Consider the following 22,609-nt stretch of genomic DNA (forward strand, 5'->3'; position numbering starts at 1 on the left):
TGATAGCATTGGCCCCCATATTTCAATTTAAAATTATGAAGATAAAGTGATGAAAAAATCAAACAAAAATAAAGTGTATGAAGCTTATGATCACATCATTGATTGGTATGATGTTCATCGTAATAAAGAGCTGGATATGGAACAATTTTATTTGGAAAAAGTCAGAGAGCATTTTCCTTGTGGTGGACGTGTTTTGGACGTTGGATGTGGTACTGGTGAGCCCATTGCAAAATTTTTTATTGAAGCAGGTTATGAGTTAACTGGTGTTGATGCGAGCAAAAAAATGATCGCGCGTTGCAAAAAAATGTTCCCAGATGCCCAATGGATTTTAACAGACATGCGTGCGATGAAATTTAATGAGCAATTTGATGTTGTCATTGCATGGCATAGTTTTTTTCATTTAACTCAAGCGGATCAAAGAAGTACGTTGAGTTTATTTTCATCCTTAGTAAAACCCAAAGGCCTATTACTTTTTACTTCAGGTCCTGAGGCAGGAGAAGTTTGGGGTGATAATGGTGGTTATGATTTATATCATGCATCACTGGATAGCAATGAGTATGAAGCAATTTTACATAAGAATAACCTACATGTAATAGTACATAAAATTCGCGATCCAGATTGTGGCGATGCAACGGTATGGGTTGCTCAAAAGAATTCATAGAGCTCTGAGTGAAGCAATGCAGAGACTGGGGAAAGTAATCACGTCGATCCCGAGTTCCGCTGCGCTGCACCCAGGCTACGGAGGGTGTTATGGTAATGATACTTGGTGTGAGTGGGGTATCAGGTGCTGGTAAATCAACACTTGCGGCTGCTTTAGCACAGGGTTTAAATGCAGTGTTAATCAGTTGGGATGAGTTTGATGAGATTTCAATTGCACCAGAAGATTACGTGGATTGGTATCAACGAGGACAAGATTATCACGAATGGAATTACTGTGAACTAGCACAGGTACTACAGACACTTAAATCAGGAGCTTCTATTGTACATCCGGTAACTCATAATGTATTGAGACCGACTGAGCTTATTATTTTTGATGCGCCTTTAGGGCGTTTGCATCACCAGACTGGGCAATATATTGATTTATGTTTTCATATTGACGTTCCTTTAGATATTTCTTTATGCCGAAGGGTGTTACGCGATTTTAAAGAGAATAACAAAGGGAAAGCTGAGCTTTTGGAGGAGTTGGTATTTTATGTAAATGAGGCAAGAGCTTTATTTTTTGATGAAGATCTGAAAAGAAAGGCCAATTTGATTGTCGATGGTATGCTGAAAACAGAGTTGCAAGTACAATTAATAAAACACTTTTTAAGTCGTAGGAAAATAGGCAATGCAAGCAAATCCTATTATTGAATTGAGTCTTTGGTTGGAACGTGAACGAGAGGCAGGAGCACCTAATCCAAATCACGCTGTTTTGTCATCTACAGCGATAGATGGTGCTGCACATAGTCGAGTTGTTGCGGTTCGTGAGATTTCAGACGAAGGAATTTTATTCTTTACCCAAAAAGGTACTCGCAAGGTAATGGAATTAAAAAGTAACCCCCGTGTAAGCCTTGTTTTCTGGTTGGAACTTTTGCAAAGAGAAGTTATTATTGAAGGTAATGCGCAATTTTTAAATGATGCAGAGAATAAAAAATATTGGGAAACGTACCCGCAATGGGCGCAAATTCGTTTTTTAAGCTACGCAGCCACTTCAATGCATGCAATTGAGAGCAAAGAGGTCCTTGAAGGAAAACGCCAAAAGATTGAGGACTCGTTTCATGGTGAATCAATCCCTCTAAGTCCCGAGTATTGTGGTTTTCGTATACAACCTCAACGTTTTGTGTTCTATGCATATCGACAGGATGAATTATCGGATGTTTGGGAATATGGTTTAAAACAAAATCAATGGTATTTACAACGCTTATCGCCTTAAAAAATAACCGTGAACTATTACTCAAAAAATATTGTTTACTAAACTTTTCTAGTTGGCATGCTGCTTAAAGTGAGGTAGTCACTAGTGACTGCCTCACTAAATTTCAATGCTTTTATTTATGTGATGGTAAAGAGTTATGCTCTAACCTCATATGAGCTTGTGTGACACAATCGAGGCAACATTGTGTTACTTTTTCATAATCATCAGCAGTTAATACGGTTTCCAAATGTTTAAATAATTGCTCAACAAGTTCTTGAGGTTCTAAACCTAGAAAGGAAACATTCGTTTGACTTATGGCCATAAATTGATTTCTTAGATGGCTAATGAATTTTTCAGGTGATGTCTTATGGAAAAATGAACGTACGAACGGTCTTAAAAGAGGTGCGTAGGTCTTTGATAATTGGCCTAATTTTTCTGTCGCTTCAGAAGTTGTTTTTGCCTCTTTGACACATGCCAATGAAAATAACTGTACCGCGATTTGAATGGCTGGATTAAATTGTTGATCTTTAAAAATTGAACTTTCTTTCTGTAACTTTATTGCTGCAAATAACAAAGCATGAGCAATTTTTTCGAGAGCTTTTTTAGTTTTTTTGGCATCTGAATAGTCGCTGCGTGTATGGAAGTATGCACTAGACCATTGATTAAATTCAGTTAAAAACTTCCTACTGTCTGTTGTAGATTTGGATGGTGGTTGGGTCCAAAAAATTTGCGGTGTAAAATTAGGTTCTGACATAGGTGGAACCATAGTGTTTTCGTCATTAAGTTCCATAGGGGCTACCTCAGCGACATAAGCACTTAAAAGGTCTAAACCAGTCAACTCAGAGCTTGGATTGCTATTCTCAGTGTTTGAAGTACTTGTTTGATTGTCACTTGTATCTTTTTTGTTTCTCTTTGCTTGGGATAAATCTTCTGTGTTTTCATCTGCTTTGCCATCATCCACAGGGACAGCCTCAAGTTGACGACGCTTTGTTGTTTGTGGAGGTAAGTTATCTAATAAATTTTTTGCTAATGTAAACCCTTCATCGATAGAATGTAAGAGTGTATCATTGATTGAAAGTTGACTTCTAAGCGTAGAGTCTTTGTAATACTTCGCCAAAGTCCTTTTAAAGTAAGTATATTCATTAAGAATCTCTCTTAACTCTCTACGCACCCAGGCTATATTTTGCGAATTATTCTTTATTTCTTTCTCAATAAAAAAGAGTCGCATTTCAGCTTCAAGAAATTTGATTTTATGTAGTTGAAATTTGGCGATAAGTAACTGTTCTGAGTGTTCCTGATTTAATAGAGCAGGAGGAAGTGACTCATTGGCATTAATAATTCTCTGAAAGCAGCCTGCCGCCTTATTTAAAAGAATAAGTAGGTCATTCAGGTTGGTTGTATTTTTATTTTCAAGTGCATATTGAATGTAGCTGTCTGCAACAATTAAGAGAACCTGGTTATTTTGCAGCAAATCAAAAGCAGAGATTCTTTTAAAAAGTTTTTTTAAATAGGAGTCAGGTATCTCTTCAAATAGGCTAATATTTGCAGCCAATAACTTTATCTGTTCTGCATCAGATATATAAGTATTAAAATTAGTAAGTATTTTTTTATGTAGTTTCGTTAATCTGGACATAAATAGCCTTTGTTTTAGACAGTCAACAGTTCAATGCTGCACTCGTTTATTTGGAGTGGGTGGATTTTAATTGATAATGGTGAAAAAAACATCGGCAAAATGAGTTTTTTTTGCAAAATAGCTCGTTAAGTGGATTTTAATTCAGGTTGATCTTTTAAAGCCCAACCTGTTTGAGCGTTACATTCCAGAGTAATTAGGACCACCACCTCCTTCAGGCGCATTCCAGACAATATTTTGTCGAGGGTCTTTGATATCGCAGGTCTTACAATGAATGCAATTTTGAGCATTAATTTGTAATCTGGGACCATGTTCTTCTTCAACAATTTCATATACTCCTGCAGGACAATAACGACCTTCAGGGAATGCATAGGTTTTTAAATTGACTTCTATTGCCAATTGAGGTTTTTTTAATACGAGATGGCAGGGTTGATTTTCCTCATGATAGGTATTGGATAAAAAGACAGATGAAAGCCTATCAAAGGTAAGAACTCCATCAGGTTTAGGGTAGTCGATTTTCTTGGCTTTGTTGGCTGGAATCAACGTATTGTGATCGGCATGATTGGTTAGGGTCCATGGTGAGTGGCCACGTGTAATATAAGTTTCAAGTGCTGCATTGAGCAAACCTGGAATTAAGCCGTATTTAAATCCTGGTCTGATGTTGCGTACAGAACGAAGCTCACCATGCAGCCAAGAGTTTTTGACTTTTTGAGGGTAAGTAGTTAGTTCAAATTGGGGCGTGTTTTCTTGCTGCAATGCCTCGAAACATGCTTCAGCTGCAAGCATGCCCGATTGCATTGCGGTGTGTATTCCTTTTATTTTAGGAACATTAAGAAAACCAGCCGCATCACCAATTAATGCACCACCTGGAAAAGTAAGTTTCGGTAAAGATTGCCACCCACCTTCATTCAGTGCACGTGCACCATAGCTGATTCGTTCGCCTCCAGTTAAAACAGGCTGAATTAATGGATGTGTTTTGAGCCGCTGAAATTCCGCGAAAGGATTTAGCCAGGGATTTTTATAATCCAAACCCACAACAAAACCAATGGCAACACGATGATTCGATAAATGATACATAAATGAACCGCCGTAGGTTGCGTGGTCCATTGGCCAACCTATAGTATGAATGACTTTTCCGGGTTGATGTTGTTCTGGTTTGACCTGCCAAATTTCTTTTATACCCAAACCGTACGTTTGTGGGTTGGTTTTGTCTCTAAGATGATAGCGCGCCATTAGGCCTTGGCTAAGTTGCCCACGACATCCCTCAGCAAGCAACGTCTGTTTCGCAAGTAAATGCATACCTGGTTGGTAATTATTGGTTTTTTCTTTATTTTTATCGAGGCCCACGTTCCCAGTTGCCACACCAATAACTTGGTTTTGATCATTATAAAGCGCTTGCACGGCAGCAAAACCAGGGTAGATCTCACAACCCAGAGATTCAGCTTGTTGCGCAAGAAACATGCAAAGCTCACCCAGGCTAATAATATAATTGCCTTCATTATGCATTGGTTTGGGCGTAGGTAGTTTGTAGGCACTTTTTTTAGATAGAAAGTAAAACAGATCTTCAGTTACTGGAGTATCTAAAGGCGCATCCTGCCAGGTTTCTGGGAGAAGCTCTTTAAGGCTTCTAGGCTCTAAAACTGCTCCAGAAAGAATATGAGCTCCAACTTGAGCGCCTTTTTCCAAGATGCACACCGATAATTCTTTTTGGGCGGCTAAGGCCAATTGTTTCAATTTAATCGCGGCAGATAACCCCGCCGGTCCTGCACCGACGATGATTACATCAAATTCCATGGTTTCGTGTTCCACACGCGCTCCTAACTGTGATTACAAAGGATAAAATAATCGCTTTTCTATGCCTTAAGATCAAGATTTATATTGAAAATTAGTGAGTCGATGTAATAAATTAAAAATACACAACTAAGGGCAGTATCATGAGTGTTTGTAGCTTGGATGCAGCGAAGCGGAACCCGGGGATTAGTGCCCGACTTTTTATCTGCAACCTGGGTTACGGCTTTGCCCTAAGCCTGGCCTCATTGATTATCTAAATATATAAAATCTAGGGGCTAGAAAATGAAGTAACAGAATGTTGCAAAATAAGCTAAACTCATGTGTAGAAAATCCAAAAGGAGCTTGTGCATGAAAACAATACTTGGTCTCTTGCTTCTCAGTTGTTCCATGATGGCCTCCGCAAATGATAATTCAACCATGGACGTGAGTGTAAATAATCCCAATTTTGTAGTGACTTTACCAGCAAATCCAACGACAGGATTTCAGTGGAAGGTTGTCCGTTATGATAAAAATCTATTAATTCTTAGCAACAGTGCTTATGAAGGAACGAAGACTAATCTTATTGGTGCTGGTGGGCAAATGCATTTCACTTTTGAATTAAAGAAAGGGAAAAGTTACCCTGAAAGTACTGTGCTTGTTTTTAAATATGCGCGCTCCTGGGAGCCTAAAACTGCAACAATTAAAAAAATTAAAGTGAACTTTGTAAAAAAAGATGGAAACTAATGGTGGGTGGCACCTGGGTGCTCAGCACCCAGGCTACAAGACATCATCATGCTTTTTTAAAAGGCAAATATCTTGGTTCCCAAAACATATCTGCTACTAATTTTTCCAAATCGGCATCATGATTTTTTTGCGCAAGTCCGGAATCTATAGCACAACGTGCTACGGCTACTGCAATTTCTTTAGCAACAGTTTGCGCATCATCTAATGAAGGCAATAATGGTAAGTAGCTTTCTTTTTTGCTTGGTGCAAACTTACACAAAGCATGGGCCGCAGCCAAGATCATGTCTTTTGTTAATTTTGTTGCATTAACAGCAAGAACACCTAATCCTATTCCTGGGAAAACCAGTGCATTATTGCATTGGGCAATTTGCACCATGCGATTATGGTATTCAACTGCAGGGAAGGCTGTTCCCGTAGCAATTAATGCTCTTCCTTGGCTCCATATTAAGATATCAGCCGGTTTTGCTTCACACTTTTCATCAGGATTAGATAACGGAAAAATGATAGGACGTTCACAGTTGACGGACATGGTTTCAATGATGTCTTGAGAGAATGCTCCTGGCTGAGCGGAACAACCAATAAGAATAGTGGGTTTCACATGTCTTACTGTGTCAGTAAGTGATGGGTGTTGTTTTTCATTAATCGCCCATGCTTCTATTTCTTTAGGGGTACGTGCGTAGTATTTTTGTGCTTCGGTAAGGTCTGGGTCTGTGTTGAGTAATAATCCTTGGCGGTCAATTAACCAGAAGCGTTGATAAGCTTCTTCGGGACTAATCCCTTCGCGAACCATCGCATCAACAATTTGATCACTAATCCCTGTTCCTGCTGAACCTGCACCAAAGACAACAATGCGTTGTTCATGTAATTTTGAACCTGTTACATCACAGGCTGCTAATAATGCCGCTAAGGTAACTGCACCAGTACCTTGAATATCATCATTGAAGGTACATAATTGATCTTGGAATTTTTCCAGAATGCGTCGCGCATTACCACGACCAAAATCTTCCCAGTGTAAAAATGCATTGGGAAATTGTTTGTGGATTTCATGAACAAAGGTGGAAATGAAGTCATCATATGCTGCGGGATTGATGCGTGGATGACGACATCCTAGATACATAGGATCATTGAGCAGTTCCTGATTGTTCGTACCGACATCAAGGAAAACGGGGAGGGTACGAGTGGGCTCAATTCCACCACATAAACAATAAACCATGAGCTTAGCAACAGGAATATCCATTCCTCCGATTCCTTGATCACCAATACCTAAAACTCCTTCACCATCTGTTACGACGATCACATCAATTTCAGGATTAGAGCGATTCTTTAATATTTCTTCTATTTGATTTTTATCTGAATGAGAAATATACAATCCTCGAGGTTGTCTGTATTCATGGCTGAAACGTTTCACCGCGGTGCCTACTATAGGCGTATATATTGTAGGCAGCATTTCGCCTAAATGTCGGTTAATCAATTTATAGAAAAGAATCTGATTTTTATCATGTAAATTGTTTAAATAAATATTTTGTTGTAAGCGAGTGGTATAACTTGAATATTGCAAATAGGCGCGTTTGACTTGTTCATCCAGTGTTTCAACTCGATGAGGAAGTTTCCCTAACAGTCCGAACTCTTTTCTTTCCTCATTTGTGAAAGCTGTCCCTTTATTTAATTGGGGCGTAGTGAGGAGCGGTTTCCCACAAAGAGAGGTTTCAATATATTGCTCTCCTGTTTGTGGATCACGTAGCAATTTAAAATCAAGCATGGTTATCTCATAAGATGGCGTTAGCAGTTGTCTAATGATAATATCGCTTTTTCGTCGTTTATAATAGGTTGAGTATGAATAAATATTTGGCAGTGCTACTCGTAATTTTAGGGCTAGCATCGTGTTCGACTAAAGATGAACATTATTACAAATCGCACCCCAATGAATTGCAGCAAGCGATAAAAAGCTGCCCACAAAGACAGCCGCAGGGATTGACCTGTGAGCAGCTAGAAACTCTTGCTAGCCGCATGAATAAACTAGCATATCAATTACAACTTAGTCCTCAAGGTTTTGGGAAAAAAATCATGGCCTTGCAAGAGACAATTGCGAAACAACGAGCACAATTAAAAGCCGAAACCACTAATGAAAATTTACAAGCCGATTTAACTCAAAATGAACGTGACTTAGCTGATTATTTAGCTGTAGTTAGATGGTTTGAATCACCGACGAGTTAAAAATGAACGTATTGATAAGCAATGATGATGGGGTTTTTGCACCTGGAATTAACATATTAGCTAAAGAATTATCTACTTTTGTAAACATAGATGTCGTTGCTCCAGACAGAAATAGAAGTGGTGCAAGTAATTCTTTGACTTTATCTCAGCCAATAAAAGTCAAAAAATTGGATAATGGTTATTATAGTGTTGAAGGTACTCCAACTGATTGTGTGCATTTGGCAGTCACTGGTTTTTTAAGTACTGAATTTGACATGGTTGTGTCTGGAATTAATGAGGGAGCTAACTTAGGCGATGATATCCTCTATTCGGGCACTGTAGCTGCCGCAATGGAAGGACGTTATTTGGGCTTGCCTGCTCTTGCAATTTCTATGGTAGGAGATAACATCCAGCATTATGAAACAGCAGCAGTTATCGCCAAGCAATTGGTGATGAAGTTGGGTCAACACAGTCTTCCTTCTCAAACCATTTTAAATATTAATATTCCTGATGTGCCCTTGGATAAATTAAAAGGATTGCAAGTGACTCGATTAGGAACGCGGCATGGTGCTGAACCTGTTGTAAAAGATCAAGATCCTAGAGGGCGGCCTATTTACTGGATCGGTTTGCCTGGACCGCAAGCAGACGCAGGTCCTGGAACAGATTTTTATGCGATAAGTGAAGGGTATGTTTCAATCACACCACTTCATTTGGATATGACGAATTACAAAATGTTTGATCAACTGGCTAATTGGCTCGATGGGGTTTGCATTGAATAAAACAATTTGTTTGAGGTAATAAATGATAGTTACACTGTGCAAAAGATTTTTATGTCTTTTCCTTGTCATGACCTTAGTGGGTTGTGGGAGTAATTTAGCTCCAGTTACTGAGTTGAAGTGGAATCCTTGGCGACAAAAAGTTTATATTGTGAAGCGTGGCGACACACTTTTTTCCATCGCTTTCCGGTATGATACTGATTTTAGAACTCTGGCTCGCTTGAATCATATTTATCCTCCTTATGCCTTAAGAGTCGGGCAGGTAATCAACTTGCAAGGTATTGTTCCTCGGCACAGACAAACAGCACGTCGGCCAGTGCCAATAAGGCATTATTATGTTGCTCCTAAAGCAAGACCTTCAGTAATTTATTCGCCTGCAAATAGATATGCCCGTTCCTCCTCTGGATGGTTGTGGCCTGTGAGCGGACGTGTGATCACATCATTTGTTCCAGAGCAGGGCAAAAAAGGCATAAATATTGCTTGTAAAAAAGGTGAGAAAGTCATTGCCGCAGCAGGAGGAGTAGTTGCCTATGCTGGAAGTGGTTTGGCTGGCTATGGTAACTTAATTATTATTAAGCATAATCATGAATATTTAACTGCTTATGGTAATAACGCGCGAATTATGGTTTCCGAGGGACAGCATGTAAACGCAGGGCAAATAATCGCAGAAGCAGGGGTTATTGACCGCAAGTATACGGGTGTTCATTTTGAAATCAGGAGATCAGGTGTACCAGTCAATCCTTTGAATTATCTACAAAAAGGTTGACAGATAGCTTATAGTTATAGCAACAATAATCTTTGTTTTGAAGTATAATGTAGTTATGGAATAAATTTGGCAACATGACTAACACTATGGTGAAAAAGAATGCACGAAGACGATGAGTCAATTAAAGAACCAGAAATTAAGGACGGAGATTGGCCTGAGCCAGATGATGAATCGCTCTTAGCGGAAGAGGAGATTGATTCGCTTCTTGAAAAAGATGGTGAGGATGAAGAGCTTCATGATTTTACGGATGATATCGCCTTCCCAACTTTTCGTGGCAAAGCTGCACTTAAAATGATGGATGCGACTCAACTGTATTTGAGTGAAATTGGATTTTCTCCTTTACTCAGTGCTGAAGAAGAAGTGCACTATGCAACTCTTGCTTTGAAAGGGGATGTTGCTGCTCGCAAAAAGATGATTGAATCCAATTTACGTCTCGTTGTTAAAATTTCACGTCGTTATCTGAATCGTGGTTTGCCTCTTCTTGATTTAATTGAAGAGGGAAATTTAGGGTTAATGAAGTCTGTTGAAAAGTTTGATCCTAAACGTGGTTTTCGTTTTTCCACTTACGCCACATGGTGGATTAGACAAACGATTGAACGCGCGATTATGAATCAAACGCGAACAATTCGTTTACCTATCCATGTAGTTAAAGAACTGAATGTATATCTTAGAGCGGCAAGACAACTCACACAAAAATTAGATCATGAACCTTCACCTGAAGAAATTGCAGAAATGGTTGATAAACCTCTGGAAGATGTGCAGAAGTTGTTGGGGTTAAACGATAAAGTGACTTCTGTAGATACTCCAATAGGTTTTGATGAAAATAAATCACTATTGGATACTATTGCTGATGAAAACAGTGTAAATCCTGCAGAACTCTTAACTAATGAAAACTTGCGATTGCATATAGAGTCTCTACTAGATAAATTGACTGAAAATCAACAACAGGTTATTGCAAGAAGATTTGGCTTAAGAGGGTTTGAAAAAGCAACTCTTGAGGATGTGGGTAAAGAAATAGACTTAACGCGAGAGCGTGTTCGACAAATTCAAGTCGAAGCATTAAAGACATTGCGGGGCTTGTTGGAAAAAATGGGATTAACACAGGAAGATTTGTTCTAAACGTCCAATTACAAAAGTATGCCAGTGAACTGTTTATTGTAGCCTGAGTAAAACGATGGTTCAAATTTCGTTTTGTCCAGGCTATTTCTATTATTAAAACCTGAAAATAAGGAGTGTGGTTGTAATGAAAAAAATGATTTTATCTGCATTGATTGTTTTATCATCAGCGGCTCATGCAGAACAATTAGCAACATTTACCGACATTGCTGATTCAATATCTCAAGGAAAAAAAATTACACTGGTAATGAATATTCAAGAATGCAATGCTCAAAAAGCACCTGCGAATTCTATTGTTGCCTCAGTTCAACCTACTGCTTTTCTTGTTATTGATAATAATCGAATTGCTACTTCGCTGAAGCATTTTACACTGGATAATCCTCTTGCTCGCAACAATCCTGTATTTGAATTTGTTAAATACAATATAAATGCGGATGGAAGTGTTTCTATAAAAAATACAGTAATGAATGCTCGCAATTATCAGCAACTTGCAAGCTTTCAAATTGACTGTGCTTTAAATAAAGGATTTAAGGTTTTTGGTTAAACATTTTTAATGTAGCCTGGGTGTAGCGAAGCGAAACCCGGGCTAAAAATCAGAAGGACAATGTTTAAGAACATTCAAAATTTGCTTTAAGTCCTTGCCAGCAGTGCGCATAATCTTTTTGCAGCTGAGGAATGCGCATTGCCTGCTCTGTAACCAGCCATACATCTCTAGTTTCAAACATGAAGGCCAAAGTATTTAAATAAGGTTCAGGTGTAAGTTTTTGCGCTACCGCATTTTCATAACTTATTTGATCTGGTCCATGCGGGGTCATGCAATTGTGGATACTTACTCCTCCCGGTGAGAATCCTTCTTTTTTCGCATCATATTCACCACGTACAAGCCCCATAAGTTCATTCATGTAATTTCGGTGGTAATAAGGCGGTCTAAATGTATGCTCAGAAACCATCCATCGAGGTGGGAAAATGACGAAGTCTAAATTGGCAACGCCGGGTGTGTCACTTTCTGAAGTTAATACGGTAAAAATACATGGATCAGGATGATCAAAACTTACTGTATTTATTGTATTAAATAAGCTTAGATCATAACAATAGGGCGCATAATTACCATGCCATGCGACTACATTAAGAGGGGAATGATTGCATTTTGCCATCCATAATTTATTTTGATACTTACATATAAGAGTGGCTTCGGTAATACCTTGTTCAAATGCTGCAACTGGGTATTGAAAATGTCGAGGGTTCGCCAATCCATTTGCGCCTATAGTCCCTAATTGAGGTAGAGTAAGCGGGCTACCGCTGTTTTCACAAAGATATCCTTTGGTTTCCGCATCAACAAGCTCCATTTTAAATTTAACACCGCGAGGAATGACGGCTATCATACCAGGGCATACATTAAGTTTCCCAAACTCAGTATGTAAATTGATTTCACCGGAGTAAGGAACAAAAAGCATTTCTCCATCATTATTTGCAAAGTATTTATTTTGCATGGAACGAGTGCAATGATAAATGTACGCATTCACATTAATACTTCCAGCAAGATGAAACATTCCTTCTACAAAATCAAAGTTCTCTTCTTTAAATAGGTCTATAGGGGACCAACGCAAGGGATTGGGGGACTGTTCCGCATGATACGGTTTAAACAGTTCCATTTCGTGGGCTTGATAAGTGCCTTGAACTACAGAAGGTAATATTCGGTAAAGCCAACTATGTAAGTTATTCTGTCTTGGACGTGTAAAAGCCGTGCCACTTAATTGTTCAGCATAAAGTCCTAAGTTACAGTGTTGTGGTGAATTTTGGCCGCTGGGTAAAGCACCTGGAACTGCTTCAGTTTGATGATGATTACCAAATCCTTGCAAATACACTGTTGATCTCCTTTAGCGTTATGATTCACTGAGTAGTCTGCTGTCTTGTAGTGCGGAATAACACCGTGTAATCCGCGAGACTATGCCCTTATCCCAAGCATAGCGAGGGATCTCCATAATGTACCACCGCGTTATTTTGGAGATCCTCGTTGCACTTGGGATGACGACAAGACAAAATTAAAAACTTAATGCTGGTGGCTACTATAGTCTAAAAAAGTTAAAAATGTCGAGTCCAAATGTACGTTAAGTTATTCTTTTTAACAAAAGAGCATGTATAATTTATGCAAAATTAAATAAGGTTTTGGGGTAACATTATGGCAGGTCATAGTAAGTGGGCAAATATTAAATTCCGTAAAGGAGTGCAAGACGCAAAACGTGGAAAAATATTCACTAAATTAATTCGTGAAATTACTGTCGCAGCTCGTATGGGAGGAGGTGATGAGTCTTCCAACCCACGATTAAGAGACGCAGTAAAAAAAGCGCTGGCTGCGAATATGAAGCGCGATACAATTGATAATGCCATCAAACGAGGTGTTGGTGGACTCGATGGCGACGCAATGAGTGCTATGCGTTATGAGGGGTATGGACCTGGCGGGGTTGCAGTACTTGTAGATTGTTTATCAGATAATAAAAACCGAACTGTATCCGACGTACGCCATGCATTCACGAAAAACGGTGGAAATTTAGGGACAGATGGTTCAGTATCTTATCTCTTTACCAATCAGGGAGAGATTCTTATGACTTCTGGACAGTCTGAAGAGCAGGTTATGGAAATTGCCATAGATGCAGGAGCAAATGATGTTTCTGTAGATGAAGGACAAATTGAAGTGATTACACCAGTTGAGGCATATCATAGTGTATTAAATGCACTTACTGAGGCGGGTCTAGAAATTGAGCAATCACATTTAACTATGCGAGCTCAAACTTTGGTTTCTATCGATGATGAGTCAGCAGAAACCCTATTGAAATTAATTGACATGCTGGAAGACTTAGATGATGTTCAAGAAGTATACAGTAATGCTGAGTTCTCAGAAAAATTATTAGAATCAATAAATTAATGACCATCATTTTAGGGATAGATCCCGGATCACGGATTACCGGATACGGTTTGATAAAAGAATCAAACCGTAAAATCGAATACATTGATAGTGGCTGTATACGTACTAACCCAGATGGTGAATTAAGCCAAAAATTATTGCAAATATATGATGGTATTTGCCAATTAATGGACCATTATTCGCCTGCCGAAGTAGCGATCGAACAAGTATTTATGCATGAGAATCCCAATTCAGCTTTAAAGTTAGGACATGCTCGTGGTGTTGCTATGGTTGCAGCAGCATCCCACCGTGTGAAAGTCAGTGAATATTCAGCGCGTGCAATTAAACAAATGATTGTGGGTTATGGTGCTGCAGAAAAAGCTCAAGTAAGTCATATGGTAGTGCATCTGCTTGCATTGAATAAGGCACCCCAAAAAGATGCTGCGGATGCATTAGCTATAGCGATATGTCATAGTCATATGCGTCATAACGTATCATCTATGATAGGCAGGCAAGGATTAAGGAGAAGAAAAAGATGATTGGTTGGTTGGATGGGCATATTATTGATAAGCATCAACCAGGAAAATTGGTTCTTAATGTCCAAGGTGTTGGATACGATGTGGAAACATCATTAAATACCTTTTTTCAGTTGGAGAGCATTAATAGTTCGGTAGGATTGCACATACATACGGTAGTTCGTGAGGATGCTTTATTACTGTATGGTTTTCTGGAGCGACAAGAAAGAGAGTTGTTCAGAGCTTTAATAAAAGTAAATGGCATTGGTCCAAAAGTTGCCATGTCAATACTTTCTAGTACTACACCAAATGAGTTTATTCAATGTATTCAACAAGAAAATGCTTCCTTTTTAATGAAATTGCCTGGTATAGGTAAAAAAACTGCAGAGCGTTTAGTTATTGAAATGCGTGATAGTATAAAACAATTTTCTGTGTCCGTTGCTAACTCGCTCAGCAAAGCAATTCCAATGATGAGCGGGCCGGATGAAGCAGTGAGTGCTTTGGAAGCTTTAGGCTATAAACCTCAAGAGGCATTAAAGGCCGTCAATAAAATAAATGATGGTTCTAAAAGTTGTGAGCAGCTAATTCGTGATGCACTACAAGTTTTAGCGATTCGATAATTGTAGCCTGGTAACAGCGCAGTGGAACTCCGGATGATTAATGCTAAATTCCCGGGTTCCGCTGCGCTGCACCCAGGCTTCAATGAACAAAAAAAGATTCACTATTATTCTTTAATAGGTAAAAAGAATCGTACAATTAAACCTGTGCCTTCTTTTGGCGTATCCATCATCAGTCTTCCACCATGCAACTCGGCAATTTGTTGAACTATTGCCAAGCCAAGACCGCTTCCTGGACTCTTATTTCCGAGGACACGGAAAAAACGTTCGAAAACACGTGGTTGTAATTCTGAAGGAATACCTGGGCCATTATCACTAACTTCTAGCATTATTTCGTTCTGCCGCTTGGCTAAACGCACTATAATCCGACCATGTTCATTACAGTAACGTATGGCGTTATCTACAAGATTGCGAATTAATATTCCTAGAGCAGTTGAATTGCCATAAATAGTTAAGTTTTCCTCATCGCTTTCAAATTCAAGGTCAATTTGTTTTTCCACAGCAGCTGGTGCAAGCATGGCCAGTATTTCTCGGGTTAGCCTACTTAGATTGACCTCATCCTTTTCTTCCATGTGAGCTGCTTCAGGCACAAGACGGCTCATAGTCAGTAACTGCTGGACTATATGTGTACTACGGTTAACGCTGGCAATAAGCTTTTGTAATGCCTGATTTTTTTCTTCTATATCATTAGAATGTAAGGCAACTTGTGCTTGTGTTTTAAGTGCAGCAAGTGGGGTGCGCAGCTCATGTGCCGCATCTGCAGCAAAACGCTTTTCGCGTTCAAATCCTTCTTTCAGTCTAAAGAATAATTTATTCAATTCATCGATGACAGGTTTAATTTCTTCGGGCACTTCGTGTAAATCGACTGGTTCAAGATGGCTGGGAGCACGGTTGGCAACTTCTTCGGCAACTTTATCCAGGCTATCTAATCCTCGACCAATAATAATCCAAATTAACAAGCCAGATAACGGAAAGGTTAAAAGCATGATATAAAGATCATCTTGAGCAATTCGATGGCCAAGCTCATTTCGCGTATCATAGCGCTCAGCTAAAACAGTGCGGATTCCTGCTTTATCATTGTATGTAGTAAATACACGCCAATCCTGGTTTGATATTTTTTTATCACTAAATCCATCAACTTCCGAGGTTAAAGGAATTTTTGGTGCTGAAGATGAGTGTAACAGTAATTTTCCGCCATTGGTCCAAACCTGAAAATTAAATTTATCGAGATAATTTTCTGGGGGTTCTTCATTTAAAAATCTTTTCTGATAGTAGGTATCAATTTTTTGCGGGATTGTTTCGAGTGCTTCTTGAATTTTAGCAAGAGGACGCTGGTGGAGGTCCTCTCCCAATAAAGCTTGATATGAAAGCGCAGAAACTGCCATTAGACTATCCAAATGTTCCTGAATATCCTTTTGATCAAGGTAATAGTTACCTATAGCAGTTAATGTGGTCGTTATCGTAATGGCCAACAACAGATTGATGAGAAGAAATTTTCTTATAGATGATTTCACGATACAGCGATACCATCATTTTTTTCTGCCATATATCCAACGCCTCTAATGGTTCTAATAAAGTTGGCATTAAGCTTTTTGCGTAAATTATGTATATGAACTTCTAATGCATTACTGTCTACATCCTCTTCCCAGCCATAGATGCTTTGCATGAGTTGTTCGCGTGATAAAACTTGGCCGCTGTTTTCTAGAAGTTTCTGTAACAGTGCGAATTCTCGGCGTGGAACATTAACTAAAACATCATCAACAAATACCGAATGAGCAGCGGGATCTAGGGTAATATTTCTATATTGCAGAACTGAATCAGCTCGTCCCTGTGAGCGCCTGACTAAAGCTCTGATGCGTGCACTGAGTTCATTGAGATCGAAGGGTTTTATTAGATAATCATCTGCGCCACTATCCAAACCTTTTACACGGTCTTCAACTGATTCTCGGGCAGTTAAAATAATAACGGGAGTAGGATTGCCGTCATGGCGTACACTTTGTAGTAATGCGAGCCCAGAGAGTTTAGGTAAACCTAAATCCAAGATAATTAGTTCAAATGATTCTGATTTTAGAGCAGCGCGGGCGGCTTCACCATCTTTGAGCCAATCTACAATATAACCGAACTGGGTTAATCCTGTTTTGACCGCATCACCAAGTAATTCGTCATCTTCAACTAGCAATAGTCTCATTCTTGCTCCTATTGTTTTTCAAGGCCGGTTTCATCCATATGTTTTGTAAGATAAAAAGCTTGAATTAACACAAAAAGCAGAGTAAAACCAACCCCACCGAATAACTTAAAGTTAACCCAGGCGTCAGTATTATAATTGTAGGCAACGTAAATATTTACTGCACCCATTAGTAGGAAAAACAATACCCATGCCATATTAAGTCTATGCCAAATTTTTCCAGGTAGCGTTACATTGGCCTCCATCATTTTTTGGATCAACGGCTTACTGCCAATGTAACCTGAACTGAAAAAGACTAAAGCAGAGAGCCAATAAATACCTGTTGGTTTCCATTTAATAAACCAGGGGTTATGGAAGAAGAGTGTCGCGCCCCCCAAGACCATGATTATTGCAAGGCTAATTAAATGCATTTTTTCATAATGTTGGAATTTTAATCGATAAAAAGCGACCTGGCTTAAGGACGCAATCATAGCTATAGCAGTTGCAGTATAGATACCGAAAAATTTGTATACTATAAAAAATAAAACTATAGGAAAAAAATCAAATAGTAATTTCATATATTTTAATACTATAAAATAAGTTACTTTGAGTATAACACAAGTTTTTGTGCTCTCCTCCTTGCTTTATGCCAGAAATGTAAAATAATTGCTAATAACGGGTAATTATGTGGTTCGTAAAAACGATTAGCTAATTTCTGGAGCAGAATGATTAAGAGCTAAAATCAATAATAGTTTCTAGTTGCTTAAAAGACAAAGTTACCCAACAAATAATTTTTGTCCACTGTAGAGTGGATCATTCCGTTTAAGGCTAGGGTTTAATGCGATGATACGCTCTATTTTAGTTTGATGTTGTTGCGCTATGCTACTAAGACTGTCACCCTTTTTTACAATATATTGGATAGGTTGATTTACTTTTTTCCAGATTACAAGTTGTTGTCCTGTTTTTAAAGGTTGATTGTTTGCTAATCTATTCCATCTCTGAATATCTTGAATACTGACGTTATAAGTTTTTATCAGTTTTTGATAAGTATCATTTTCTTGAACAATGTGAATGACACGATGATTTCGTGCTGCAATGATATGATGCTCTAAAGGGATGGTTGCAGCGGCGGGTTCTTGTTTCACAACAACAGGAGTATTTTTGGTACTCGGAATTAAAATAGATTGATTGAGTCTAATTTGATTACTTGTTAGCTGATTTAGCTGTTTAATAAAACTAACTGTTGTGTGATAACGAACAGCAATATTGTCTAGGCTATCTCCTGGTTTTACTGTATGTATTTCCCAGCTTACTCGTCGTTCTTCAGGAAGGTTGGCAAGATTAAAATTGAATTGTTGTACTTTCTCAGCGGGAATAAGCAATTTAATTGGTTTATGAGGATCTGTGGTCCAGCGGTTAAATCCTGGATTTAATTTAATTAACTCTTTATAACTAATTCCCGCCATTTTTGCGGCGTGGTTTAAGTCTATTGGGCTTCCTATACTGACTTCCTCGAAATATGGAATATAGGGAATTTCGGGCAGTGTTAATTTATAGCGTCCCGGATCTCTAATGATTTCTGCTAAGGCGAGCAATCGAGGAACATAAGCTTGGGTTTCTTTGGGAACAGTTAATTCCCAAAAATTTGTTGTGCGAGCTCCTGTGGCTTTGATTGCCCGATCAATCGTTCCCTCTCCAGCATCATAGGCTGCTATGGCTAAAGTCCAGTTGCCATTAAAGAATTTATTGAGATAAAGCAGATAGCTTAGCGCGGCATCAGTGGACGATCTGACACTGCGTCTGGCGTCAAACCACCAATCTTGTTTTAGACCTAAACCAGCCCCCGTTCGTGGCATTAATTGCCATAATCCTGCTGCACCGGCCACAGAGTAAGCAAAAGGGTCAAACGCACTTTCAATCATAGGGAGGAGAGCCAGTTCACCAGGAATCCTTCTTTTTTTAACTTCATCAATAATATGATAAATGTAGGGTTCTGCTTGGCGGCATACTTTATGAATATAGCTAGGATGGGCTACTAACCATCGGATTTGTTCTTGCACTTCAGGACGTGAGGTTTCGTGATTTAAAGTGAATTCGGCACGCAATACTTCCCATACGTCAGGAGCTGCATATGCTAACTCATTAGAAATGCCAAAAAAAATGAGTAACCAGAATAAAAATAGTTTTATTTTGAAAAACTTAAATTTCAATGGCAATTACCTATGAATATTATTAGCTACTGAGTTTACTAAAATTAGTTATAGGATTAAACCCTATTTGCATTCGATTAATCCATAAAGGATTAAATCAGCTCTTTCTGCTTAATTATTTAAACAGGTTTTTTTCTTCTCTTAGAACTCTAAATATTTCTAATGAGTTATTTGATGATGCTCTATGCGCCAATGCGTATTTTTGTACTTCAGAATTATCAGTGCGTAAAAAAGGATTAATTAATAATTCTTGTTCTAAAGTTGATGGAAGGGTACACGAGCTGGGTGCGCTATGTATTTTCTGCAAGTATTTTTGAATAACAGAATTATTGGGCTCCACAGTTTGTGCAAAGCGTAAATTTTGTTGGGTGTATTCATGAGCACAAAAGATTTTTGTAGTAATGGGTAATGTTTTGAAAAGATTTAGTGACTGATGCAGTTGCTCTAAAGTTCCATCAAAAACACGTCCACAACCGGCAGAAAAAAGTGTGTCACCACAAAACAATAATTCGTGTTGGGGCTCATAATAACTAATATGACTTGAGGTATGTCCTGGATTGAATAAAATTTTAAAAATACAGCGCCCAACTTGGATGGTTTGATGTTCTTGCACGGTATGAGTTATATTGGAGATGCGAGAATCATTTGGACCATACACGATGCATGTAGGATAGGTTTTGAGTAATTGACCCACACCGCCAATATGATCTTGGTGATGATGAGTTAATAAAATGGCTCGTAGTTTCAGCTGATGTGCATGTGCAAATTGCAATACTGGCTCAGCGTCACCAGGGTCCACACAGTCAAATACCCCTGTGGTTTTATCAATAATTGCCCAGATATAATTATCTGAAAAAGCAGGAATGGGGAAAATAGTCATGAATAGCTCTCAATAATATAAGAGGAGACACCTGGGTTAAAATAAATTTTAAGTGAATTTAATATTGTTTGCATTTCTTCTGCCAAAGTGAATGGTGGATTTATAACCCACAAACCACAACCGGACATTCCTCCCATCGGAGCTGACGTCAGGCTAAATTCAATGTGTAAGGCATTTTTGGCGTTGATTTCTTTCATATATCTATTGAGTCTTTCCGTTAGTTTTTTATCGACCAATGGATACCAAAGACAATATACTCCTGTAGCAAAACGAGAGTAAGCGTGTTTTATGGCAAGGGGGATTTCCTTGTATTCTTCTTTTATTTCAAACGATGGGTCAATGAAAATCAGCCCTCTTTTTTCAGGTGGCGGCAGTAATGCTTTCATTGCAGCTACGCCATCCGTCCTACTAAAATGTACTTTTTTATTGAAGCACGGCAGTTGGCTCAGTGCTTCAAACTCTCTAGGATGAAGCTCGCAAAAATACATTCTATCTTGCATGCGTAACTTGTTTATTGTGAAAAACGGAGAGCCGGGATAGCTTCGTAATGCATCAGTAAGGTTGAGTTCTTTAATGACCTGAATGTAGTCTTGAAACACAGCGGGTAGGGCGCTTTTTTCAGACCAAATCAGTTTTATGCCTTGTTTGTATTCCTGGGTTTTTTCCGCTTGTTTATTTTTTAAATCATATAAGCCTTTTCCTGAATGAGTCTCAAGATAAAATAGAGGCTTTTCTTTACGTGTTAAGTAGTCCAGAAGACGTGTTAAAGCGAGGTGTTTGATGACATCTGCAAAATTTCCTGCATGATATCCATGTTGATAACTGAGCATGTGGTTCCTAAAACATTTTTGTGATTGTCTACTATACTCCTTTTAAGAGAGTATAAAAGGGGAAAGCTATGGCGCTTCACGAAGATTATGATGACCAATCGTTCTCTGATTATAATTATGATGAGGATATAGACTCTTCCGCGCATCGAAAAAACGTTAGACGTATGCTCGAAGAAAAGCTCGAGCGTAAGCGTTTAAAAGAAGAGTTTAAAGATGATTTTGATGAATTGAGTGGTGATTTTGATTGGGATGTTTTAGATAAATAATTTATTTTTATCCTGGGCGTAGCGTATGCGGGCCCAGGAAATAAAATGTTTTGCTTTTCTATTTATTTCTTAGCATTGCAGCCTTTAATGTATTTTCAAGCAGTGTAACTATAGTCATAGGTCCTACCCCCCCAGGTACGGGCGTAATCCATGCGACTCTGTTTACAGCATTTTTAAAATCTATATCTCCTCGTATGCTGCCATCTGCCAATCGATGAATGCCAACGTCTATAATGATTTGCTCTTTCTGAAGCCAAGAGGTATCTAGAACATCCATTTTACCTGTTGCTACTATGACAATATCCGCGATACGGACAAATTTTTCTAATTGTTGGGTGAACTTGTGGGCAATAGTGACTGTTGCTCCTGCGAGGAGTAGTTCTAGGCTCATAGGCCGCCCAACAATATTCGATGCACCAATCACAAGCGCGTGTTTTCTTTTAACGTCGATCTGATAGTGTTGCAATAAGTGCATGATGCCCAGCGGGGTACATGGGCGCAATAATGGATTACGTTGAGCAAGTCGTCCTAAATTATAAGGGTGGAAGCCATCAACATCCTTTTCTGGTTTAATGTGCTCAATGATGACGCGCTCATTAATGTGCTTAGGCAATGGTAGTTGAATGAGAATCCCATCAATTTGATCCGCGCGATTTAAATCATCGATCAGCTTCAGTAGTTCTTCTTGTGTTGTTTCTTCAGGTAAATCAAAAGAGTGAGAGGTAATACCCACATCCGCGCACGCTTTACGCTTATTCGCTACATAAACAGAAGAGGCAGGATCATTGCCAATGAGAACAACGGCAAGACCCGGGGCGCGCTGAGTTTTTTCTATGTGCTCACGCACGTGGTCTTTTAATGTATCTCGACGAAGAGAGGAGACGACTTTTCCATCAATTAAAGATGCTGACATAGTTACCCAGAAGAAAAGCAAGGTAATAAATTATGAATTAGAGGGGGTGGTAATGCAATAGGACAAACGATACTGGTAATTCATAAAATGTCATAACCTCTGGTGTAACCTGGTCGTATTAGCTGTTTAATTTGTTTCTCAATAGATTGTAGATCCAGGCAATAATATAACTGCCAATGAATGTACTTACAGCTACGGCTGCGCCACCTAACAAACATTGAAGCAAAGTAAAGTCGTAAGTAATGTATAGAGCTCCCATCGTGCCATTAAAGGGCTTTCCAGTATTAAAAATTAAAAGAATCAAGCCCATAAAAATAGTGGATACTCCAGATAAAATACCAAGAGATACTCCTAAAGACATGGGATCTATTTTGCCAAATGTCATGATAATTGCCTTATGATTCATAATAACGATTCCATTATTAA

25 protein-coding genes are annotated in these 22,609 nt (G+C 38.8%); 13 read left to right on the plus strand and 12 right to left on the minus strand.

Annotated features, from left to right (window positions below; all coding sequences use genetic code 11):
• Positions 1 to 49 precede the first annotated feature (49 nt).
• The 3 genes from Lste_RS17975 to Lste_RS17985 all read left to right on the plus strand — a co-directional run bounded on the left by Lste_RS17975 (position 50) and on the right by Lste_RS17985 (position 1,912).
• Positions 50 to 661, plus strand: coding sequence for a class I SAM-dependent DNA methyltransferase (locus tag Lste_RS17975; RefSeq protein WP_058512348.1), 612 nt, complete (start codon positions 50 to 52; stop codon positions 659 to 661).
• 89 nt (positions 662 to 750) lie between these two features.
• Positions 751 to 1,350 (plus strand): AAA family ATPase, encoded by a 600-nt coding sequence (locus Lste_RS17980; protein ID WP_058512349.1) that lies wholly within the window; start codon positions 751 to 753, stop codon positions 1,348 to 1,350.
• Positions 1,328 to 1,912 (plus strand): pyridoxine/pyridoxamine 5'-phosphate oxidase, encoded by a 585-nt coding sequence (locus Lste_RS17985; RefSeq protein WP_058512350.1) that lies wholly within the window; start codon positions 1,328 to 1,330, stop codon positions 1,910 to 1,912. The genes Lste_RS17980 and Lste_RS17985 overlap by 23 nt, the downstream gene beginning before the upstream one ends.
• 112 nt (positions 1,913 to 2,024) lie before the next feature.
• Here Lste_RS17985 and Lste_RS17990 read toward each other — a convergent pair whose 3' ends face one another.
• Entirely contained in the window at positions 2,025 to 3,524 is a 1,500-nt protein-coding gene (locus Lste_RS17990) for a hypothetical protein (RefSeq protein ID WP_058512351.1), read from the minus strand.
• 177 nt (positions 3,525 to 3,701) lie between these two features.
• A complete protein-coding gene (locus Lste_RS17995; RefSeq protein WP_058512352.1) occupies positions 3,702 to 5,330 on the minus strand; it encodes an electron transfer flavoprotein-ubiquinone oxidoreductase in 1,629 nt (542 codons plus the stop codon).
• Positions 5,331 to 5,660: 330 nt separating this feature from the next.
• Between Lste_RS17995 and Lste_RS18000 the strand changes: the two genes are divergently transcribed.
• Entirely contained in the window at positions 5,661 to 6,035 is a 375-nt protein-coding gene (locus tag Lste_RS18000) for a protease inhibitor I42 family protein (RefSeq protein ID WP_058512353.1), read from the plus strand.
• A 46-nt stretch (positions 6,036 to 6,081) separates the two neighbouring features.
• On the opposite strand, the gene Lste_RS18005 is transcribed toward Lste_RS18000, so the two are convergent.
• Entirely contained in the window at positions 6,082 to 7,794 is a 1,713-nt protein-coding gene (locus Lste_RS18005) for an NAD-dependent malic enzyme (protein ID WP_058512354.1), read from the minus strand.
• Between the two features lie 74 nt (positions 7,795 to 7,868).
• Here Lste_RS18005 and Lste_RS18010 point away from each other — a divergent pair, with 74 nt between their 5' ends.
• The 5 genes from Lste_RS18010 (at position 7,869) to Lste_RS18030 (ending at position 11,430) form a co-directional block, all read left to right on the plus strand.
• Complete coding sequence (locus Lste_RS18010) at positions 7,869 to 8,249, plus strand: EexN family lipoprotein (RefSeq protein WP_058512355.1); 381 nt, start codon at positions 7,869 to 7,871, stop codon at positions 8,247 to 8,249.
• A gap of 2 nt (positions 8,250 to 8,251) precedes the next feature.
• Entirely contained in the window at positions 8,252 to 9,007 is a 756-nt protein-coding gene (surE, locus tag Lste_RS18015; RefSeq protein WP_058512356.1) for a 5'/3'-nucleotidase SurE, read from the plus strand.
• Between the two features lie 22 nt (positions 9,008 to 9,029).
• Entirely contained in the window at positions 9,030 to 9,770 is a 741-nt protein-coding gene (locus Lste_RS18020) for a peptidoglycan DD-metalloendopeptidase family protein (RefSeq protein ID WP_058512357.1), read from the plus strand.
• A gap of 99 nt (positions 9,771 to 9,869) precedes the next feature.
• A complete protein-coding gene (rpoS, locus tag Lste_RS18025; RefSeq protein ID WP_058512358.1) occupies positions 9,870 to 10,889 on the plus strand; it encodes an RNA polymerase sigma factor RpoS in 1,020 nt (339 codons plus the stop codon).
• Positions 10,890 to 11,013: 124 nt separating this feature from the next.
• The gene (locus tag Lste_RS18030; protein ID WP_058512359.1) at positions 11,014 to 11,430 is read left to right on the plus strand and encodes a VirK family protein; all 417 of its coding nucleotides are present in this window, start codon (positions 11,014 to 11,016) and stop codon (positions 11,428 to 11,430) included.
• A gap of 64 nt (positions 11,431 to 11,494) precedes the next feature.
• On the opposite strand, the gene hmgA is transcribed toward Lste_RS18030, so the two are convergent.
• Positions 11,495 to 12,751 carry a homogentisate 1,2-dioxygenase gene (hmgA, locus tag Lste_RS18035; protein ID WP_058512360.1) on the minus strand — a complete coding sequence of 419 codons (1,257 nt, stop codon included), beginning with the start codon at positions 12,749 to 12,751 and terminating at the stop codon, positions 11,495 to 11,497.
• Between the two features lie 314 nt (positions 12,752 to 13,065).
• On the opposite strand from hmgA, the gene Lste_RS18040 reads away from it, so the two are divergent.
• From Lste_RS18040 to ruvA, 3 genes are read left to right on the plus strand one after another with little or no spacing between them, the layout of a single operon-like run.
• Positions 13,066 to 13,809, plus strand: a complete 744-nt coding sequence (locus Lste_RS18040) for a YebC/PmpR family DNA-binding transcriptional regulator (protein WP_058512361.1) — start codon at positions 13,066 to 13,068, stop codon at positions 13,807 to 13,809.
• Positions 13,809 to 14,327: a crossover junction endodeoxyribonuclease RuvC gene (gene ruvC / locus Lste_RS18045; protein ID WP_058512362.1), complete on the plus strand. Its 519-nt coding sequence runs from the start codon at positions 13,809 to 13,811 to the stop codon at positions 14,325 to 14,327. Before Lste_RS18040 ends, ruvC begins: the two co-directional genes overlap by 1 nt.
• Positions 14,324 to 14,923 (plus strand): Holliday junction branch migration protein RuvA, encoded by a 600-nt coding sequence (gene ruvA, locus Lste_RS18050; RefSeq protein ID WP_058512363.1) that lies wholly within the window; start codon positions 14,324 to 14,326, stop codon positions 14,921 to 14,923. The genes ruvC and ruvA overlap by 4 nt, the downstream gene beginning before the upstream one ends.
• 104 nt (positions 14,924 to 15,027) lie before the next feature.
• Here ruvA and Lste_RS18055 read toward each other — a convergent pair whose 3' ends face one another.
• The 6 genes from Lste_RS18055 to Lste_RS18080 all read right to left on the minus strand — a co-directional run bounded on the left by Lste_RS18055 (position 15,028) and on the right by Lste_RS18080 (position 21,004).
• Positions 15,028 to 16,434, minus strand: a complete 1,407-nt coding sequence (locus Lste_RS18055; RefSeq protein ID WP_058512364.1) for an ATP-binding protein — start codon at positions 16,432 to 16,434, stop codon at positions 15,028 to 15,030.
• The gene (locus tag Lste_RS18060; protein WP_058512365.1) at positions 16,431 to 17,108 is read right to left on the minus strand and encodes a response regulator; all 678 of its coding nucleotides are present in this window, start codon (positions 17,106 to 17,108) and stop codon (positions 16,431 to 16,433) included. The genes Lste_RS18055 and Lste_RS18060 overlap by 4 nt, the downstream gene beginning before the upstream one ends.
• An 8-nt stretch (positions 17,109 to 17,116) precedes the next feature.
• Positions 17,117 to 17,662 (minus strand): septation protein A, encoded by a 546-nt coding sequence (locus Lste_RS18065; RefSeq protein ID WP_058512366.1) that lies wholly within the window; start codon positions 17,660 to 17,662, stop codon positions 17,117 to 17,119.
• A 198-nt stretch (positions 17,663 to 17,860) separates the two neighbouring features.
• Complete coding sequence (locus tag Lste_RS18070) at positions 17,861 to 19,294, minus strand: lytic transglycosylase (protein WP_058512367.1); 1,434 nt, start codon at positions 19,292 to 19,294, stop codon at positions 17,861 to 17,863.
• A gap of 115 nt (positions 19,295 to 19,409) precedes the next feature.
• A complete protein-coding gene (gene gloB, locus Lste_RS18075; protein WP_058512368.1) occupies positions 19,410 to 20,174 on the minus strand; it encodes a hydroxyacylglutathione hydrolase in 765 nt (254 codons plus the stop codon).
• Positions 20,171 to 21,004, minus strand: a complete 834-nt coding sequence (locus Lste_RS18080; RefSeq protein WP_058512369.1) for a 23S rRNA (adenine(2030)-N(6))-methyltransferase RlmJ — start codon at positions 21,002 to 21,004, stop codon at positions 20,171 to 20,173. Before Lste_RS18080 ends, gloB begins: the two co-directional genes overlap by 4 nt.
• 68 nt (positions 21,005 to 21,072) lie before the next feature.
• On the opposite strand from Lste_RS18080, the gene Lste_RS18085 reads away from it, so the two are divergent.
• Positions 21,073 to 21,270, plus strand: a complete 198-nt coding sequence (locus Lste_RS18085; protein WP_058512370.1) for a PA3496 family putative envelope integrity protein — start codon at positions 21,073 to 21,075, stop codon at positions 21,268 to 21,270.
• Between the two features lie 58 nt (positions 21,271 to 21,328).
• On the opposite strand, the gene folD is transcribed toward Lste_RS18085, so the two are convergent.
• Both folD and Lste_RS18095 read right to left on the minus strand, forming a co-directional pair.
• A complete protein-coding gene (folD, locus tag Lste_RS18090) occupies positions 21,329 to 22,183 on the minus strand; it encodes a bifunctional methylenetetrahydrofolate dehydrogenase/methenyltetrahydrofolate cyclohydrolase FolD (RefSeq protein ID WP_058512371.1) in 855 nt (284 codons plus the stop codon).
• A 118-nt stretch (positions 22,184 to 22,301) separates the two neighbouring features.
• Positions 22,302 to 22,589, minus strand: coding sequence for a hypothetical protein (locus Lste_RS18095; protein ID WP_237760525.1), 288 nt, complete (start codon positions 22,587 to 22,589; stop codon positions 22,302 to 22,304).
• Positions 22,590 to 22,609: the final 20 nt, after the last annotated feature.

Source organism: Legionella steelei (genome assembly GCF_001468005.1).
Taxonomy (GTDB): domain Bacteria; phylum Pseudomonadota; class Gammaproteobacteria; order Legionellales; family Legionellaceae; genus Legionella; species Legionella steelei.

What these genes read in the sequence shown, in the direction of transcription:
- Lste_RS18060 (WP_058512365.1), bottom strand. Translation starts at nt 17,108, where the DNA reads ATGAGACTATTGCTAGTTGAAGATGACGAATTACTTGGTGATGCGGTC.
- Lste_RS18095 (WP_237760525.1), bottom strand. Translation starts at nt 22,589, where the DNA reads ATGAATCATAAGGCAATTATCATGACATTTGGCAAAATAGATCCCATG.
- ruvA (WP_058512363.1), top strand. Translation starts at nt 14,324, where the DNA reads ATGATTGGTTGGTTGGATGGGCATATTATTGATAAGCATCAACCAGGA.
- Lste_RS17980 (WP_058512349.1), top strand. Translation starts at nt 751, where the DNA reads ATGGTAATGATACTTGGTGTGAGTGGGGTATCAGGTGCTGGTAAATCA.
- Lste_RS18040 (WP_058512361.1), top strand. Translation starts at nt 13,066, where the DNA reads ATGGCAGGTCATAGTAAGTGGGCAAATATTAAATTCCGTAAAGGAGTG.
- Lste_RS18030 (WP_058512359.1), top strand. Translation starts at nt 11,014, where the DNA reads ATGAAAAAAATGATTTTATCTGCATTGATTGTTTTATCATCAGCGGCT.
- Lste_RS18000 (WP_058512353.1), top strand. Translation starts at nt 5,661, where the DNA reads ATGAAAACAATACTTGGTCTCTTGCTTCTCAGTTGTTCCATGATGGCC.
- Lste_RS17985 (WP_058512350.1), top strand. Translation starts at nt 1,328, where the DNA reads ATGCAAGCAAATCCTATTATTGAATTGAGTCTTTGGTTGGAACGTGAA.
- Lste_RS18065 (WP_058512366.1), bottom strand. Translation starts at nt 17,662, where the DNA reads ATGAAATTACTATTTGATTTTTTTCCTATAGTTTTATTTTTTATAGTA.
- Lste_RS18010 (WP_058512355.1), top strand. Translation starts at nt 7,869, where the DNA reads ATGAATAAATATTTGGCAGTGCTACTCGTAATTTTAGGGCTAGCATCG.
- Lste_RS18080 (WP_058512369.1), bottom strand. Translation starts at nt 21,004, where the DNA reads ATGCTCAGTTATCAACATGGATATCATGCAGGAAATTTTGCAGATGTC.
- Lste_RS17990 (WP_058512351.1), bottom strand. Translation starts at nt 3,524, where the DNA reads ATGTCCAGATTAACGAAACTACATAAAAAAATACTTACTAATTTTAAT.
- Lste_RS17975 (WP_058512348.1), top strand. Translation starts at nt 50, where the DNA reads ATGAAAAAATCAAACAAAAATAAAGTGTATGAAGCTTATGATCACATC.
- folD (WP_058512371.1), bottom strand. Translation starts at nt 22,183, where the DNA reads ATGTCAGCATCTTTAATTGATGGAAAAGTCGTCTCCTCTCTTCGTCGA.
- ruvC (WP_058512362.1), top strand. Translation starts at nt 13,809, where the DNA reads ATGACCATCATTTTAGGGATAGATCCCGGATCACGGATTACCGGATAC.
- surE (WP_058512356.1), top strand. Translation starts at nt 8,252, where the DNA reads ATGAACGTATTGATAAGCAATGATGATGGGGTTTTTGCACCTGGAATT.
- Lste_RS18020 (WP_058512357.1), top strand. Translation starts at nt 9,030, where the DNA reads ATGATAGTTACACTGTGCAAAAGATTTTTATGTCTTTTCCTTGTCATG.
- gloB (WP_058512368.1), bottom strand. Translation starts at nt 20,174, where the DNA reads ATGACTATTTTCCCCATTCCTGCTTTTTCAGATAATTATATCTGGGCA.
- Lste_RS18085 (WP_058512370.1), top strand. Translation starts at nt 21,073, where the DNA reads ATGGCGCTTCACGAAGATTATGATGACCAATCGTTCTCTGATTATAAT.
- Lste_RS18005 (WP_058512354.1), bottom strand. Translation starts at nt 7,794, where the DNA reads ATGCTTGATTTTAAATTGCTACGTGATCCACAAACAGGAGAGCAATAT.
- rpoS (WP_058512358.1), top strand. Translation starts at nt 9,870, where the DNA reads ATGCACGAAGACGATGAGTCAATTAAAGAACCAGAAATTAAGGACGGA.